General features: G+C 70.3%; 11 protein-coding genes. 6 read left to right on the top strand and 5 right to left on the bottom strand.

Annotated elements, in window-relative coordinates; all coding sequences use genetic code 11:
- Window positions 1–70 precede the first annotated feature (70 nt).
- Window positions 71–238 (bottom strand): hypothetical protein, encoded by a 168-nt coding sequence (locus ACZ6C1_RS10265; protein ID WP_179166852.1) that lies wholly within the window; start codon window positions 236–238, stop codon window positions 71–73.
- On the opposite strand from ACZ6C1_RS10265, the gene ACZ6C1_RS10260 reads away from it, so the two are divergent.
- Window positions 171–1,718, top strand: coding sequence for an RNA polymerase sigma factor (locus tag ACZ6C1_RS10260; protein WP_469239680.1), 1,548 nt, complete (start codon window positions 171–173; stop codon window positions 1,716–1,718). The genes ACZ6C1_RS10265 and ACZ6C1_RS10260 overlap by 68 nt on opposite strands.
- Before the next feature lie 155 nt (window positions 1,719–1,873).
- A complete protein-coding gene (locus ACZ6C1_RS10255; RefSeq protein WP_469239678.1) occupies window positions 1,874–2,695 on the top strand; it encodes a serine protease in 822 nt (273 codons plus the stop codon).
- A gap of 271 nt (window positions 2,696–2,966) precedes the next feature.
- Here the strand turns inward: ACZ6C1_RS10255 and ACZ6C1_RS10250 are convergent, their stop codons facing one another.
- Window positions 2,967–3,194, bottom strand: a complete 228-nt coding sequence (locus tag ACZ6C1_RS10250) for a DUF7455 domain-containing protein (protein ID WP_073755413.1) — start codon at window positions 3,192–3,194, stop codon at window positions 2,967–2,969.
- A gap of 441 nt (window positions 3,195–3,635) precedes the next feature.
- On the opposite strand from ACZ6C1_RS10250, the gene ACZ6C1_RS10245 reads away from it, so the two are divergent.
- The 3 genes from ACZ6C1_RS10245 (at window position 3,636) to ACZ6C1_RS10235 (ending at window position 7,988) form a co-directional block, all read left to right on the top strand.
- On the top strand, window positions 3,636–5,753 hold the full coding sequence (locus tag ACZ6C1_RS10245) for a DNA gyrase/topoisomerase IV subunit B (RefSeq protein WP_469239675.1): 2,118 nt from the start codon (window positions 3,636–3,638) through the stop codon (window positions 5,751–5,753).
- A 166-nt stretch (window positions 5,754–5,919) separates the two neighbouring features.
- Entirely contained in the window at window positions 5,920–6,399 is a 480-nt protein-coding gene (locus tag ACZ6C1_RS10240; RefSeq protein ID WP_469239673.1) for a DUF485 domain-containing protein, read from the top strand.
- On the top strand, window positions 6,396–7,988 hold the full coding sequence (locus tag ACZ6C1_RS10235; protein ID WP_469239672.1) for a solute symporter family protein: 1,593 nt from the start codon (window positions 6,396–6,398) through the stop codon (window positions 7,986–7,988). Before ACZ6C1_RS10240 ends, ACZ6C1_RS10235 begins: the two co-directional genes overlap by 4 nt.
- A 56-nt stretch (window positions 7,989–8,044) precedes the next feature.
- Here the strand turns inward: ACZ6C1_RS10235 and ACZ6C1_RS10230 are convergent, their stop codons facing one another.
- Together ACZ6C1_RS10230 and ACZ6C1_RS10225 are read right to left on the bottom strand one after the other, a co-directional pair.
- On the bottom strand, window positions 8,045–8,722 hold the full coding sequence (locus tag ACZ6C1_RS10230) for a DUF7342 family protein (protein ID WP_469239671.1): 678 nt from the start codon (window positions 8,720–8,722) through the stop codon (window positions 8,045–8,047).
- On the bottom strand, window positions 8,719–10,560 hold the full coding sequence (locus tag ACZ6C1_RS10225) for a sensor histidine kinase (RefSeq protein ID WP_469239670.1): 1,842 nt from the start codon (window positions 10,558–10,560) through the stop codon (window positions 8,719–8,721). Before ACZ6C1_RS10225 ends, ACZ6C1_RS10230 begins: the two co-directional genes overlap by 4 nt.
- 131 nt (window positions 10,561–10,691) lie before the next feature.
- Here ACZ6C1_RS10225 and ACZ6C1_RS10220 point away from each other — a divergent pair, with 131 nt between their 5' ends.
- The gene (locus tag ACZ6C1_RS10220) at window positions 10,692–11,738 is read left to right on the top strand and encodes a CobW family GTP-binding protein (protein ID WP_469239872.1); all 1,047 of its coding nucleotides are present in this window, start codon (window positions 10,692–10,694) and stop codon (window positions 11,736–11,738) included.
- Between the two features lie 281 nt (window positions 11,739–12,019).
- Here the strand turns inward: ACZ6C1_RS10220 and ACZ6C1_RS10215 are convergent, their stop codons facing one another.
- Window positions 12,020–14,473, bottom strand: a complete 2,454-nt coding sequence (locus tag ACZ6C1_RS10215) for a DNA gyrase/topoisomerase IV subunit A (RefSeq protein ID WP_469239668.1) — start codon at window positions 14,471–14,473, stop codon at window positions 12,020–12,022.
- Between the last annotated feature and the right edge of the window lie 51 nt (window positions 14,474–14,524).

Raw genomic sequence — 14,524 nt, 5'->3', positions numbered from 1 at the left:
CGATGACCTAAGAGGTGACAGCCGAGGAGGGAATACAGCCGCCGTTCATGGCGCTGTGCACCTCCGAGGTTCAGCCCGCGTCGTCGGCACATCCCCAGCCGACGGTCGTCGGCTCCGGCCCGATCATGGGCGGGGCCGGAAGCCGTTTCCATCGTTCCGAGAGGTTGTTCGTGTCGGCCAGCACATCCCGTACGCTCCCGCCGGAGATCGCCGAGTCCGAGTCTGTGATGGCGCTCATCGAGCGGGGAAAGGCTGATGGGCAGATCGCCGGCGATGACGTGCGTCGGGCCTTCGAGGCTGACCAGATTCCGCCAACCCAGTGGAAGAATGTTCTGCGCAGCCTCAATCAGATCCTCGAGGAAGAGGGTGTGACGCTGATGGTCAGTGCAGCGGAGTCGCCGAAGCGCACCCGCAAGAGCGTCGCAGCGAAGAGCCCGGCAAAGCGCACCGCCACCAAGACCGTCACCGCCAAGACGACCGTGACGAAGTCCGTCGCGGCCGCCGCGGCTCCGGCGGCCCAGAGCGCGGACGCGCCGGCCGACGAGGCCGGTACCCCTGCCAAGAAGGCGGCAGCCAAGAAGACCGCCGCCAAGAAGACGGCGGTGAAGAAGACCGCCGCCAAGAAGACCACCGCCAAGAAGACCACGGCAAAGAAGGACGCCGACGAGGTCGTCGAGGGCGAGGAGCTGCTCGAGGACGTCGCGCCCGGCAAGGGTGAGGACGAGGAGGCCGAGGGCGAGAACAAGGGCTTCGTGCTCTCCGACGAGGACGAGGACGACGCGCCCGCGCAGCAGGTCGCCGTCGCCGGTGCCACAGCCGACCCGGTCAAGGACTACCTCAAGCAGATCGGTAAGGTCCCGCTCCTCAACGCCGAGCAGGAGGTCGAGCTCGCCAAGCGCATCGAGGCCGGTCTGTTCGCCGAGGACAAGCTGGCGAACTCCGACAAGCTGGCCCCGAAGCTCAAGCGCGAGCTGGAGATCATCGCCGAGGACGGCCGCCGCGCCAAGAACCACCTGCTGGAGGCCAACCTCCGCCTCGTGGTCTCCCTCGCCAAGCGCTACACCGGCCGCGGCATGCTCTTCCTGGACCTGATCCAGGAGGGCAACCTCGGTCTGATCCGCGCGGTCGAGAAGTTCGACTACACCAAGGGCTACAAGTTCTCCACGTACGCCACCTGGTGGATCCGTCAGGCGATCACCCGCGCCATGGCCGACCAGGCCCGCACCATCCGTATCCCGGTGCACATGGTCGAGGTCATCAACAAGCTCGCGCGCGTCCAGCGCCAGATGCTCCAGGACCTGGGCCGCGAGCCCACCCCGGAGGAGCTGGCCAAGGAGCTCGACATGACCCCGGAGAAGGTCATCGAGGTCCAGAAGTACGGCCGCGAGCCCATCTCGCTGCACACCCCGTTGGGCGAGGACGGCGACAGCGAGTTCGGTGACCTGATCGAGGACTCCGAGGCCGTCGTCCCGGCCGACGCGGTCAGCTTCACGCTCCTGCAGGAGCAGCTCCACTCGGTGCTCGACACGCTCTCCGAGCGTGAGGCCGGCGTGGTCTCCATGCGTTTCGGTCTGACCGACGGCCAGCCGAAGACGCTGGACGAGATCGGCAAGGTCTACGGCGTGACCCGTGAGCGGATCCGTCAGATCGAGTCCAAGACCATGTCCAAGCTGCGCCACCCGTCGCGCTCCCAGGTGCTGCGCGACTACCTCGACTGAGGTCAGGCGGTTGCACGAGGCGGAGGGCCCGGCCGTCCCCGAGAGGGGAACCGGGCCCTCCGGCATGTCCGGCGAGTCCACGCCGCGAGGGTGCGGGCCGCGGCGCGCTGGTCGACTCTGGGTGAAGGTGGTTCACCGGAGAGTCAGGAGACCGTATGCGTCGTCCCATCAGCCGGAAGCGGACCGCGGCCGTGGCCGCCATCGTGGCCTCGGCCGTCCTGCCGCTCAGTACGCCCGCGCCCGCCCTCGCCGACAGCGTCGTCGTCGGAGGACAGCCGGTGAGTGCCTCCGACAGTCCCTGGGCCGTGGCCCTCTCCAGCCGTGACCGGTTCGGGGGTACGCGCGCGGGTCAGTTCTGCGGCGGTGTGGTCGTCGCGCCCACCAAAGTGGTGACCGCCGCCCACTGCCTGGGACCCACGGTGCTCGGCACGGACGCGCATGAACTGAGCGACCTCAAGGTCATCGCGGGCCGCACGGAGCTGCGGGAGGCCGGAGGGCGGGAGATTCCGGTGACCGGGGCGTGGATCAGCCCCGCGTACGACGCCGATACGCAGTCCGGCGACCTGGCCGTGCTCACGCTGGCGAGCGCGCTGCCGCGCACGTACGTCATCAAGGCGGCCCGGCGCGGCGATCCGGCCTACCGGCCGGGTACGAGCGCCGCCGTGTACGGCTGGGGCGACACGACGGGCGGCGGCTCGTACGCCTACACGCTGCGCTCCGCGAGCGTGCGGGTGCTGCCGGACGAGGTGTGCGCACGGGCGTACCCGGCGGAGGCGGGCGGTGGGGGGTACCTGCCCGCCACGATGCTGTGCGCGGGCCACCCCGAAGGCGGCCGGGACGCGTGCCAGGGGGACAGCGGAGGACCGCTGGTGGCGCGTGGGCGCCTCATCGGTCTGGTGTCGTGGGGGAGCGGCTGTGGTGAACCGGGCAGCCCGGGGGTCTATACGCGCGTCTCAGCGGTACTGCCGGCGCTCTGAGGGCCCTGTGGGCCCGCCCGCTACGCCCCTCCCATACACCCCGACCCTGTGGGCCGAGTCCGCGGACGGCGGCCTCCGTCTCCGCGGCTCTGCGAGGCGTAACTGCCCCTCACCGTACGCAGTGCGGCGGGGGAGCGGGCGGGAGCGGATCGCGGCTACGGCATGAAGCCATTCCGTGACGCAATGAGAACGGGCGACCGTCCCTCTGGCGGGGGGCGGTCGCCCATCGGCCGGTCCGGGACCGGCCCCTGGCTCGTCGTGGATGCGAGTGTCAGCGGTCCTCTTCGACTGCGTTCGGCACGGTGGTGAGCCGGTCCGTCTCATCCTGTATTTCCGCGGCGATCTTCTTGAGTTCCGGCTCGAACTTGCGCCCGTGGTGGGCACAGAAGAGCAGTTCACCACCGCTGGTCAGCACGACGCGCAGATATGCCTGGGCGCCACAGCGGTCGCAGCGGTCGGCGGCCGTCAGCGGGCTCGCGGGGGTCAGAACAGTAGTCACGTCGCCTCTTCTCTAGCTCGACGAGCTGTCGTACCAGGGTCAACATCCAACCAGGCCGAAAACGTTCCCGCTCGTGGCTTTTCCCTGAAAGTTTTTCCAAGGAGGCTGTCTGCTGCCGGTTGGCGGCGAATGAGCCGTATTGCTGTGCTCTACGGGTTTCGCGTTGCTTGTCTCGTTCAGTCTCGTTCAGCCCTCCCGGCTGGCTGCCGGTTGTTCATGAGGACGTGCCCGGAGCCTAAATGGTTCATGCCTGGAAGGGAACGTGATGTCCACGTCACTCCATCGAGGGATCGAACACCCTTGCGACTCTGGACTAGCATGAGTTTTCACGTGGGTTGCGTGACAACGGCTCTACCAGGCCTCTGTACCCTCTGACCCGGTGACAGAAGCCGGGCCCTACCCCCACAGGCCACTTTCCAAATTCAGCGAGGAGCGAACCGCGTGACCGCCGATACGTCCGTGCCGTCCAGTGCGCTGCTGACCGCAGACCGTGACGGTTCCAACTACACCGCGCGGCACCTGCTCGTCCTTGAGGGGCTCGAGGCGGTTCGAAAGCGGCCCGGTATGTATATCGGGTCCACCGACAGCCGGGGCCTGATGCACTGCCTCTGGGAGATCATCGACAACTCCGTCGACGAGGCCCTCGGAGGGTACTGCGACCACATCGAGGTCATCCTCCACGAGGACGGCTCGGTGGAGGTCCGGGACAACGGCCGCGGTATCCCCGTCGACGTCGAGCCCAAGACCGGTCTCTCGGGCGTCGAGGTCGTCATGACCAAGCTGCACGCCGGCGGCAAGTTCGGCGGCGGCTCGTACGCCGCGTCCGGCGGTCTGCACGGCGTGGGCGCCTCGGTGGTGAACGCGCTCTCGGCCCGGCTCGACGTCGAGGTCGACCGCAGCAGCTCCACGCACGCGATCAGCTTCCGCCGAGGCGTCCCGGGCATCTTCACCGAGTCGGGTCCGGACGCCCCGTTCGACCCCGGCAACGGGCTGCGGAAGACCAAGCGCGTGCCGAAGACCCGCACCGGCACCCGTGTCCGGTACTGGGCGGACCGCCAGATCTTCCTCAAGGACGCCAAGCTCTCCCTCGAGAACCTGCACCAGCGCGCCCGCCAGACCGCCTTCCTGGTGCCCGGCCTCACCATCGTCGTACGGGACGAGCGCGACCTCGAGGGCGAGGGCAAGAGCGAGGAGACGTTCCGTTTCGACGGGGGCATCAGCGAGTTCTGCGAGTACCTGGCGCAGGACAAGGCCGTCTGCGACGTACTGCGGCTCACCGGCCAGGGCACCTTCAAGGAGACCGTGCCCGTCCTCGACGAGCGCGGGCACATGACGCCCACCGAGGTCACCCGTGAGCTCGGCGTCGACGTCGCGCTGCGCTGGGGCACCGGGTACGACTCCGCGATCAAGTCGTTCGTGAACATCATCGCCACCCCCAAGGGCGGCACCCATGTCACCGGCTTCGAGCGCGCGGTCACCAAGACCATGAACGAGGTGCTGCGCGCCACCAAGCTGCTGCGCGTCGCCGAGGACGACATCGTCAAGGACGACGCCCTGGAGGGCCTCACCGCCGTGGTGACCGTGCGGCTCGCCGAGCCGCAGTTCGAGGGCCAGACCAAGGAGGTCCTCGGTACGTCGGCGGCGAACCGCATCGTCGCCAATGTGGTCGCCAAGGAGCTCAAGGCCTTCCTGACCTCCACCAAGCGCGATGCCAAGGCCCAGGCCCGCGCGGTGCTGGAAAAGGCCGTGGCCGCCGCTCGCACGCGGATCGCGGCGCGTCAGCACAAGGAGGCGCAGCGTCGCAAGACCGCCCTCGAGACCTCCTCCCTGCCCGCCAAGCTGGCCGACTGCCGCAGCGACGACGTGGAGCGCAGCGAGCTGTTCATCGTCGAGGGCGACTCCGCGCTCGGCACGGCCAAGCTCGCCCGGAACAGCGAGTTCCAGGCGTTGCTGCCGATCCGCGGAAAGATCCTCAACGTCCAGAAGTCGTCCGTCTCGGACATGCTCAAGAACGCCGAGTGCGGTGCGATCATCCAGGTCATAGGAGCGGGATCCGGCCGGACCTTCGACATCGACGCCGCCCGGTACGGCAAGATCGTCCTGCTCGTCGACGCCGACGTCGACGGCGCGCACATCCGCTGCCTGCTGCTGACGCTCTTCCAGCGCTACATGCGGCCGATGGTCGAGGCGGGCCGCGTCTTCGCCGCCGTACCGCCGCTGCACCGCATCGAGCTCATCCAGCCCAAGAAGGGCCAGGACAAGTACGTGTACACGTACTCGGACAACGAGCTGCGGCAGACGCTGCTGGAGTTCCAGCGCAAGGGCGTCCGCTACAAGGACTCCATCCAGCGTTACAAGGGCCTCGGCGAGATGGACGCCGACCAGCTCGCGGAGACCACGATGGACCCGAGGCACCGCACCCTGCGCCGGATCAACATCGGTGACCTGGAGTCCGCGGAGCAGGTCTTCGACCTGCTGATGGGCAATGACGTGGCGCCGCGCAAGGAGTTCATCACCAGCTCCGCGGCGACCCTGGACCGCTCCCGCATCGACGCCTGATCCACCACCCCGATGTCCCGGCTCCCCAAGGCGGGCGGAGCCGGGACTTCCGGGCATAACGTCACCTGATGGGGTGAAGAGCGGGAGAGAAGAGTCCGGGATGTTCCCGGTCTGCCCATCCTTGTGAACGCGGCCGAAACGGTTCGCCGACAAGGAGAGTTGACCGGTGGAGAACAGGGAAGGACCCGATCCCGCCACGGTGCGGATCGATGACCCGTGGTACGACGCGCTGGCCTCCGGCTGGGGCGAGGTGGACGGTACGGGCGCGGCGACAGCCGTGGTGCCCGGCCCCGCCCGGCCCGCACCGGTGCAGCGCAGTGCGGCCGACATCTACCTGGAGGTGCAGCGCAGCGCCGCCTTCCAGGAGGTGCGCGGCCGTTACCGGCGCTTCGTCGGGCCGGCCGTCCTGGCCTTTCTCGCCTGGTACCTGGCCTATGTCGTGGCGGCGACCACGGCGCCCGGGCTGATGGCCCGCCCAGTGGCCGGGGCGGTCAACGTGGCGATGATCGCGGGCATTGGGCAGTTCCTCACCACCTTCGGGCTCACCTGGGCGTACGTACGCCATGCCCGGCTGTACCGCGACCGTGCCGCGCTCGATCTGCGGTGGGAGACGCAGGAGCTGACACGAGGGGTGGTCGAGCGTTGACCGGAGACCACCAGGTCCTCGCGCTGCTGCTGTTCAGCGCGTTCATCGCGGGCACCCTGGCGATCACGACGTGGGTGGGCCGTCACCGTCGTGGATCGGTGGAGGAGTTCTGCGCCGGGGGGCGGCTGTTCTCGCCCATGGAGAACGGCTTCGCGATCGCCGGCGACTACATGTCGGCCGCGTCCTTCCTGGGCATCTCCGGCCTGATCGCGCTCTTCGGCTACGACGGGATGCTCTACTCGGTCGGGTTCCTGGTGGCCTGGCTGGTGGTGCTGTTCCTGGTGGCCGAACTCGTACGCAATTGCGGCCGGTTCACGCTCGCCGACGTGATCGCCGCGCGGATGCGGGAGCGGCCGGTGAGGATCGCGTCGGGAACTTCCGCGGTCACCGTGTCCGTTCTCTACCTGGTGGCGCAGATGGTGGGCGCGGGCAGCCTGGTCGCGCTGCTGCTGGGCGGTACGAGCGGAGCCGCACGCTCGTGGACCGTGATCGGCGTGGGTGCGCTGATGGTGATCTATGTGTCGTTGGGAGGGATGCGGGCCACCACCTGGATCCAGATCGTCAAGGCCGTACTGCTGATGGCGGGCGCGATCGCGCTCACCGTGCTGGTCCTGGTGCGTTTCCACGGCGACATCAACCACCTGCTCACCTCCGCGGCCGAACGCAGCGGTCACGGGCGGGACTTCCTCTCACCCGGACTCAAGTACGGCGGGGACTGGACCGCGCGCCTGGACTTCATCAGCCTCGGTCTGGCGCTCGTCCTCGGGACCGCCGGGCTGCCGCACATCCTGTCCCGCTTCTACACCGTGCCGACCGCGCGTGCCGCCCGCCGCTCGGTCGTCTGGGCCATCGGCCTCATCGGCAGCTTCTACCTGATGACGATCGTCCTGGGCTTCGGCGCCGCCGCGATCGTCGGCACGGCGGAGGTCCGCGCGTCGAACGCCGCGGGCAACACCGCCGTGCCGCTCCTCGCCCTGGACCTGGGCGGAGGTGCCGGCTCGACCGGGGGAGCGGTGCTGTTCGCCGTGGTCGCCGCCGTGGCCTTCGCGACGATCCTCGCCGTCGTCGCGGGCATCACACTTGCCTCGTCGGTGTCCGTCGCCCACGACCTGTACGCCTCTCTGAAGCGGCCGGGGACGAAGCGGTACGGCGAGCTGGCGGTGGCGCGCGTCGCGGCCGTCGGTGTCGGCGCGGTGGCGATCGGCCTCGGGCTGCTGGCCCGGGACCTGAACGTGGCCTTCCTGGTCGGGCTCGCCTTCGCGGTCGCCGCCTCCGCGAACCTGCCGGTGCTGCTGTTCACCCTGTTCTGGCGGAAGTTCACCACGCGCGGGGCGGTCTGGTCGGTGTACGGAGGGCTCGTCCCGTCGGTGCTGCTGGTGGTGCTCTCACCCGTCGTGTCGGGCAGCCCCGAGGCGCTGTTCCCCGGCCTGGACTTCCAGCTCTTCCCGCTCCAGAACCCCGGCCTGGTCTCCATCCCGCTGGGTTTCCTCGCCGGCTGGCTGGGGACGGTCACGTCGCCGGAGGCACCGGACGCGGCACGGCACGCGGAGACGGAGGTACGGGCGCTGACGGGCGCGGGTGCGGTCTAGGCGGGGCAGGCGGGGCAAGCGGGGCGGCGGGGCCGGCCGTCGGACCACGACAGGCCCTAGGAGGGTGCCCACGCGTAGCGGTGCTCCGGGCGGCCGGTCTCGCCGTACCTCAACGTCAGGCGCACCCGGCCCGCCCGCTCCAGCAGTTTCAGATACCTCTGGGCGGTCTGCCGGCTCACCCCCGCCCGTTCCGCGATCTCCTGCGCGGAGAGCGGGCCGTCCGCGGCCAGCAGCACCTGGCGTACGAGCTCGGCCGTGGTGGGGGAGTGGCCCTTGGGCAGGTCGGGCGCTCCCGAGCTCACCGACAGGGCGCCGAAGATCCGGTCCACCTCCGCCTGCTCGGCCTCGCCACCCACGTCGAGGGTGCGCCGCAGCGCCGCGTACGCCTCCAGCTTGGGGCGCAGGCCCGCGAAGTTGAACGGCTTCACCAGGTACTGGAGCGCCCCGTGCCGCTGGGCCGCCTGGACGGTGGCCACATCGCGGGCCGCGGTCACCATGATCACGTCGGTCTGGTGCCCGCGCCGGCGCAGTTCCCGTACGACCGCGAGGCCGTTCTCGTCCGGCAGGTAGTGGTCGAGCAGGATCAGGTCGACCGGCAACTCCTCGATCCGGTCGAGCGCCTCCGCCGCCGTATGGGCCAGCGCGACGACCTCGAAGCCCGGCACTTTGGCCACGTACGCGGCGTTGATCTCCGCGACCCGGGTGTCGTCGTCCACCACCAGCACGCCGATCATCGAGAGCTCCCGGGAGGTGCCTTTGACGGCTCGACCACCGGTGGCCGGCGCCCTGCCGGGATCCTGCCCACGGGAGCCGTCCCCAGGGGATCCGTCCCCCCGGGAGCCGGGTCCACCGAACCCGTCTCCACCGAACCCGTCTCCACCGCGCCTTTCTCGTGGGAAGCGGGGGCGGGGGTGGAGGCGGCGGTCGGCCCAGGTTCGGTCAGGGCCTCCGGCAGGACGACGGTGAACTCCGCCCCGCCGCCGGGTGCCTCCGCCACGTGGGCGCTGCCGCCCTGCCGCTCGGCCAGCCGGCGCACCATGGCCAGGCCGAGTCCGCGACGCCCCCCGTGCGGGGGGAGGTCCTTGGTGGACCAGCCCTCCATGAAGACCAGCTCCCGCCGCTCGGGCGGTACGCCCGGACCGCTGTCGGTGACCCGCAGAACCGCCGTACGACCCTCCTCGCGCAGCTCCACCTCGACGAGCGGTTCCGCGGATCCGGCCGCGGCGTCGACGGCGTTGTCCACGAGGTTGCCGACGACCGTCACCAGCTCCCGCGGCTCGACCAGCCGGTCGGGGAGCAGGGTGCCGGGAGCCAGGCGCAGCGAGACCCCACGTTCCGCGGCCACCGTGGCCTTGCCCACCAGCAGCGCGGCGAGCAGCGGGTCGTGCACCTTCTCGGTGACCTGTTCGGCCGTCGCCCGGTGCACGCCCACCACCTCGGTGACGAACTCCACCGCCTCCTCGTGCATCTCCAGCTCCAGCAGCCCCAGCAGCGTATGCATTCGGTTGGCGTGCTCATGATCCTGGGCGCGCAGGGCGTCGATGAGACCCCGCGTGGAGTCCAGCTCACGCCCCAGCCGCTCCAGCTCCGTCCGGTCGCGCAGCGTGGCGACGGCGCCACCGTCGTCCGTCGGCATCCGGTTGGCGATCAGCACCCGGTGCCCGCGCACGGTCACCAGGTCCTCGCCGGTGACCCGGCCCGCCAGCACATCGGTCGTGCGGCCGCCGCCGAGCGCCTCCTCCAGCGACCGGCCCGTGGCCTCGGGCCCCACACCGAGCAGCCGCTGCGCCTCGTCGTTCACCAGCCGGATCCGCCCCGCCCCGTCCAGCGCCACGACCCCCTCGCGGATGCCGTGCAGCATCGCCTCGCGCTCGGCGAGCAGCGCCGAGATGTCCGAGAAGGCCAGGTCATGGGTCTGACGCTGAAGACGCCGGGAGATCAGGTACGCCGCCAGTGCCCCGACGGCCAGCGCCCCGCCCGCGTACGCCAGCAGACCCGGGATCGCCGCCAGCAGCCGTGCGCGGACGCTGTCGTACTCGATGCCGACCGACACCGCCCCGACGATCTCGCCCGCCGCGTCCCGCAGCGGAACCTTCCCGCGCGCGGAGCGCCCGAGCGTACCGCTGTCGATCTCCATCACGTCCTTGCCGGCGAGGGCCTCGCTCGGGTCCGTGGAGACGACCTTGCCGATCTGGGCGGGGTCGGTGTGCGACCACCGCACACCACGCCGGTCCATGATCACCACGTACTCGGCGCCGGTGGCCTTCCGGATCCGCTCGGCCTCCGCCTGCACCGGCCCGCCGGCGTTCGGCGGCGTACTCGCCAGCTCCTCGGCGACCTCGCTCGACGCGGTCGTCTCCGCGATCGCCAGGGCACGCCGCATCGCCTGGTCGTCGAGCTGGGCGCTCAGCGGTGCCAGGAACAGACCGGTGGCCAGTACGGTCACGCCCGCGACGATGGCCAGCTGCATCAGCAGGACCTGCGAGAACACCCGCTGCGGCCAGCCGAACCGCCGGCGGCGCGCGGGGGCGCGCGCGGCGGACGAGGGGGCGGACGTCGGTGCGGGGCTCATGCCAGGAACGGTAGAGGGCCGAGGACCTTTATGAAATGTCCGACGTCACTGCCGCCAGGAGCCCGCGCCTATCCTGGGGGCCGCAAGCCGCAGGACGCGGAGCCGACCGAGAAGGGTGCCCCTTGAGCAGCGTGCAGCAGATCCCCGTCGTCGTCCTCGCGGGCTTCCTCGGGTCGGGCAAGACGACCCTCCTCAACCATCTGCTGCGCAGCGCCAGAGGCACCCGCATCGGCGTCATGGTCAACGACTTCGGCTCCATCGAGATCGACGCCATGACCGTCGCCGGACAAGTCGGCTCGACCGTCTCCCTCGGCAACGGCTGCCTGTGCTGTGCCGTCGACGCGAGTGAACTCGACACCTACCTGGAGACCCTCACCCGCCCCTCCTCCCGTCTCGACGTCATCGTCGTCGAGGCGAGCGGTCTCGCCGAGCCGCAGGAGCTGGTGCGGATGATCCTCGCCAGCGACAACGAGCGCGTCGTGTACGGCGGGCTCATCGAGGTCGTCGACGCCGCCGAGTTCGACGCCACCCGTGAACGGCACCCCGAGACCGACCGGCACCTGGCCATCGCCGACCTGGTCGTCGTCAACAAGTCCGACCGGGTCGGCCACGACGAGCTGCGCCGCGTCCACACGGCCGTCGCGGGCCTCGCCGAGCGCGCCGCCGTCGTCGACGCCGCGTACGGCCGGGTCGACCCCGAGCTCCTCTTCGACCGTGCCACGCGCCGGGACGACGAGATGGAAGGGCAGCTCTCCTTCGACGACCTGCGCGAGGACGAGCACCACGCCCACCCGCACGCGGCGTACGACACCGTCTCCTTCACCGCCGACGAGCCGATGCACCCCCGCCGACTGCTCGACTTCCTCGACTCCCGCCCCGACGGCCTCTACCGCATCAAGGGCTTCGTCGACTTCGGCGCCCTCGACCCCGCCAACCGCTACACCCTGCACGCCGTCGGCCGCTTCCTCCGCTTCTACCCCGAGCCGTGGCCGCACGGCGAGCAGCACCTCACGCAGCTCGTCCTCATCGGCTCCGGCACCAACGGCGACGCCCTGCACAAGGCCCTGGACGCCTGCCGGGTCACCGGCCCGCGGGACGCCCCTGATGAACACAGCATGTGGGGCGTGCTGCGCTACGTGCCGGAGCCCGTGGAAACAGCCGGCGAAGACGATTCATGAGATCGTTCCCGTGACAAGGGGGGGCGACGCACGGGACACCGCCGCCCGAGAACGGCGCGAGCCGGGACCGGAGCGTGCCGTGGGTATGAGCCGGGTCCCGCCCACGCACGTCGAGCGGCAGCTGTACGACGCGGGCAGCCCCTGGCGGAACATCCCCCGGCGCTGACGGTCACCCCGCGCCTGACTTCCCGGCGCTGACGGTCACCGGCGCGCTCACTCCCCGGCCCCGCCGTCCCGTGGCGCGCCCACCCCCCGGCGGGCGCGCCTCGCACAGCGCCCCGTCAGGACGCCGGTCCGGCCAGCACCTCCACCTGCTTCGCGAGCGGCGTGCCCGAGCCGTCGCGGCGCGGGTCGATCTCCGGGAGCTCCACCGGAGTGCCGTTCTTCTGCGCCGCGCGGGCCGGGGCCGCGCCCGCCCAGGCCAGGACCAGCACGTCCTCGCCCTTCAGGAACCGCTGACAGCGCACACCGCCCGTCGCACGGCCCTTGCGCGGGTACTGGTCGAACGGCGTCAGTTTCACCGACGTGGCCGCCGTCGGGTCCAGCGCGCCGGACGAACCGGCGGCCGTGAACACCACGGCGTCCCCGGCCGGGTCGACCGCGGTGAACGAGATCACCTGGGCACCCGCCGACAGCTTGATACCGGCCATACCGCCCGCCGGACGGCCCTGCGGCCGCACCGCCGAGGCCGGGAACCGGAGCAGCTGGGCGTCGGAGGTGATGAAGACCAGGTCCTCCTCACCCGTGCGCAGCTCGGCCGCGCCGACGATCCGGTCACCCTCCTTGAGGCCGATGACCTCCAACTCGTCCTTGTTCGCCGGATAGTCCGGCACCACCCGCTTGACCACGCCCTGGAGCGTGCCGATCGCCAGACCCGGCGAGGACTCGTCGAGGGTGGTCAGGCACATGACCTCCTCGTCCTTCTCCAGCGTCAGGAACTCCGACACCTGCGCCCCGCCCGACAGGTTCGGCGCGGACACCGTGTCCGGCAGCTGCGGAAGGTCGATCACCGACAGCCGCAGCAGCCGACCGGTGGACGTCACCACGCCGACCTCGCCGCGCTGCGTCGCCGGCACCGCCGAGACGATCACGTCGTGCTTGGTGCGCCTGCCACCACTGTCCGGCAACGGCTCACCGCTCGCCGTACGGGCCAGCAGACCCGTCGACGACAGCAGCACCCGGCACGGGTCGTCCGCGACCTCCAGCGATGCCGCCGCGACCGGCGCGCCCGCCGACTCCAGCAGCACGGTGCGCCGCTCCGTCCCGAACTTCTTGGCGACCGCCGCCAGTTCCGAGGAGACCAGCTTGCGCAGCTCGGCGTCCGACTCCAGGATCCGGGTCAGCTCCTCGATCTCGCTGTTCAGCCGGTCCCGCTCGCCCTCCAGCTCGATCCGGTCGAACTTGGTGAGCCGGCGCAGCGGCGTGTCCAGGATGTACTGCGTCTGGATCTCGCTCAGCGAGAAGCGCTCGATCAGCCGCTCCTTGGCCTGCGCCGAGTTGTCGCTCGAGCGGATGACCCGGATGACCTCGTCGATGTCGAGCAGCGCCACGAGCAGGCCCTCGACCAGGTGCAGCCGGTCCCGCTTCTTGGTGCGCCGGAACTCGCTGCGGCGCCGGACCACCTCGAAGCGGTGGTCCAGGTAGACCTCCAGCAGCTCCTTCAGGCCCAGCGTCAGCGGCTGCCCGTCGACCAGCGCCACGTTGTTGATGCCGAAGGACTCCTCCATCGGCGTCAGCTTGTAGAGCTGCTCCAGCACGGCCTCGGGGATGAAGCCGTTCTTGACCTCGATGACCAGCCGCAGGCCGTGCTCGCGATCGGTCAGGTCCTTGACGTCCGCGATGCCCTGGAGCTTCTTGGCCGCGACCAGGTCCTTGATCTTGGCGATCACCTTCTCCGGGCCGACCGCGAAGGGGAGTTCCGTGACGACCAGGCCCTTGCGGCGCGCCGTCACGTTCTCCACGGTCACCGTCGCGCGGATCTTGAAGGAGCCGCGGCCGGTCTCGTACGCGTCCTTGATGCCGGTCAGGCCCACGATCCGGCCGCCCGTCGGCAGGTCCGGACCCGGCACGTACCGCATCAGGGTCTCCAGGTCGGCGCCCGGGTGCCTGATCAGGTGGCGGGCGGCGGCGATGACCTCGCCCAGATTGTGCGGGGGCATGTTGGTGGCCATACCGACCGCGATCCCGGACGCGCCGTTGACCAGCAGGTTCGGGAAGGCGGCGGGCAGCGCCACCGGCTCGCGCTCCTGCCCGTCGTAGTTCGGGTTGAAGTCGACGGTGTCCTCGTCGATCGACTCCGTCATCAGGGACGTCGCGTCGGCCATCCGGCACTCGGTGTACCGCATGGCGGCCGGCGGGTCGTCGTTGCCGAGGGAGCCGAAGTTCCCGTGGCCGTCCACCAGAGGCAGCCGCATCGAGAACGGCTGCGCCATGCGCACCAGGGCGTCGTAGATCGACGCGTCACCGTGCGGGTGGAGCTTGCCCATCACCTCGCCGACGACCCGGGCACACTTCACGAAGCCGCGCTCGGGCCGAAGCCCCATCTCGTTCATCTGGTACACGATGCGGCGGTGCACCGGCTTCATGCCGTCGCGGGCGTCCGGCAGGGCCCGGGAGTAGATCACCGAGTACGCGTACTCGAGGAAGGAGCCCTGCATTTCGTCGACGACGTCGATGTCGAGGATCTTCTCCTCGAAGTCGTCTGGCTGCGTGGTCTTCGTGCTGCGGCGGGCCATCGCGGCTGCGGCTCCTTCACCAACAAGGTTGATCTGACGCCGACCATTGTG

The sequence above is a fragment of the Streptomyces sp. NPDC041796 genome, assembly GCF_055590785.1.
The sequence above is the reverse complement of the archived record's forward strand: the minus strand, read 5'-3'. Positions and strand labels throughout refer to the sequence as shown.

Excerpts from the sequence above, each read along its gene's own strand:
- ACZ6C1_RS10265 (WP_179166852.1), bottom strand. The coding sequence starts at position 238 with ATGAGCGCCATCACAGACTCGGACTCGGCGATCTCCGGCGGGAGCGTA.
- ACZ6C1_RS10255 (WP_469239678.1), top strand. The coding sequence starts at position 1,874 with ATGCGTCGTCCCATCAGCCGGAAGCGGACCGCGGCCGTGGCCGCCATC.
- ACZ6C1_RS10230 (WP_469239671.1), bottom strand. The coding sequence starts at position 8,722 with ATGATCGGCGTGCTGGTGGTGGACGACGACACCCGGGTCGCGGAGATC.
- ACZ6C1_RS10225 (WP_469239670.1), bottom strand. The coding sequence starts at position 10,560 with ATGAGCCCCGCACCGACGTCCGCCCCCTCGTCCGCCGCGCGCGCCCCC.
- ACZ6C1_RS10215 (WP_469239668.1), bottom strand. The coding sequence starts at position 14,473 with ATGGCCCGCCGCAGCACGAAGACCACGCAGCCAGACGACTTCGAGGAG.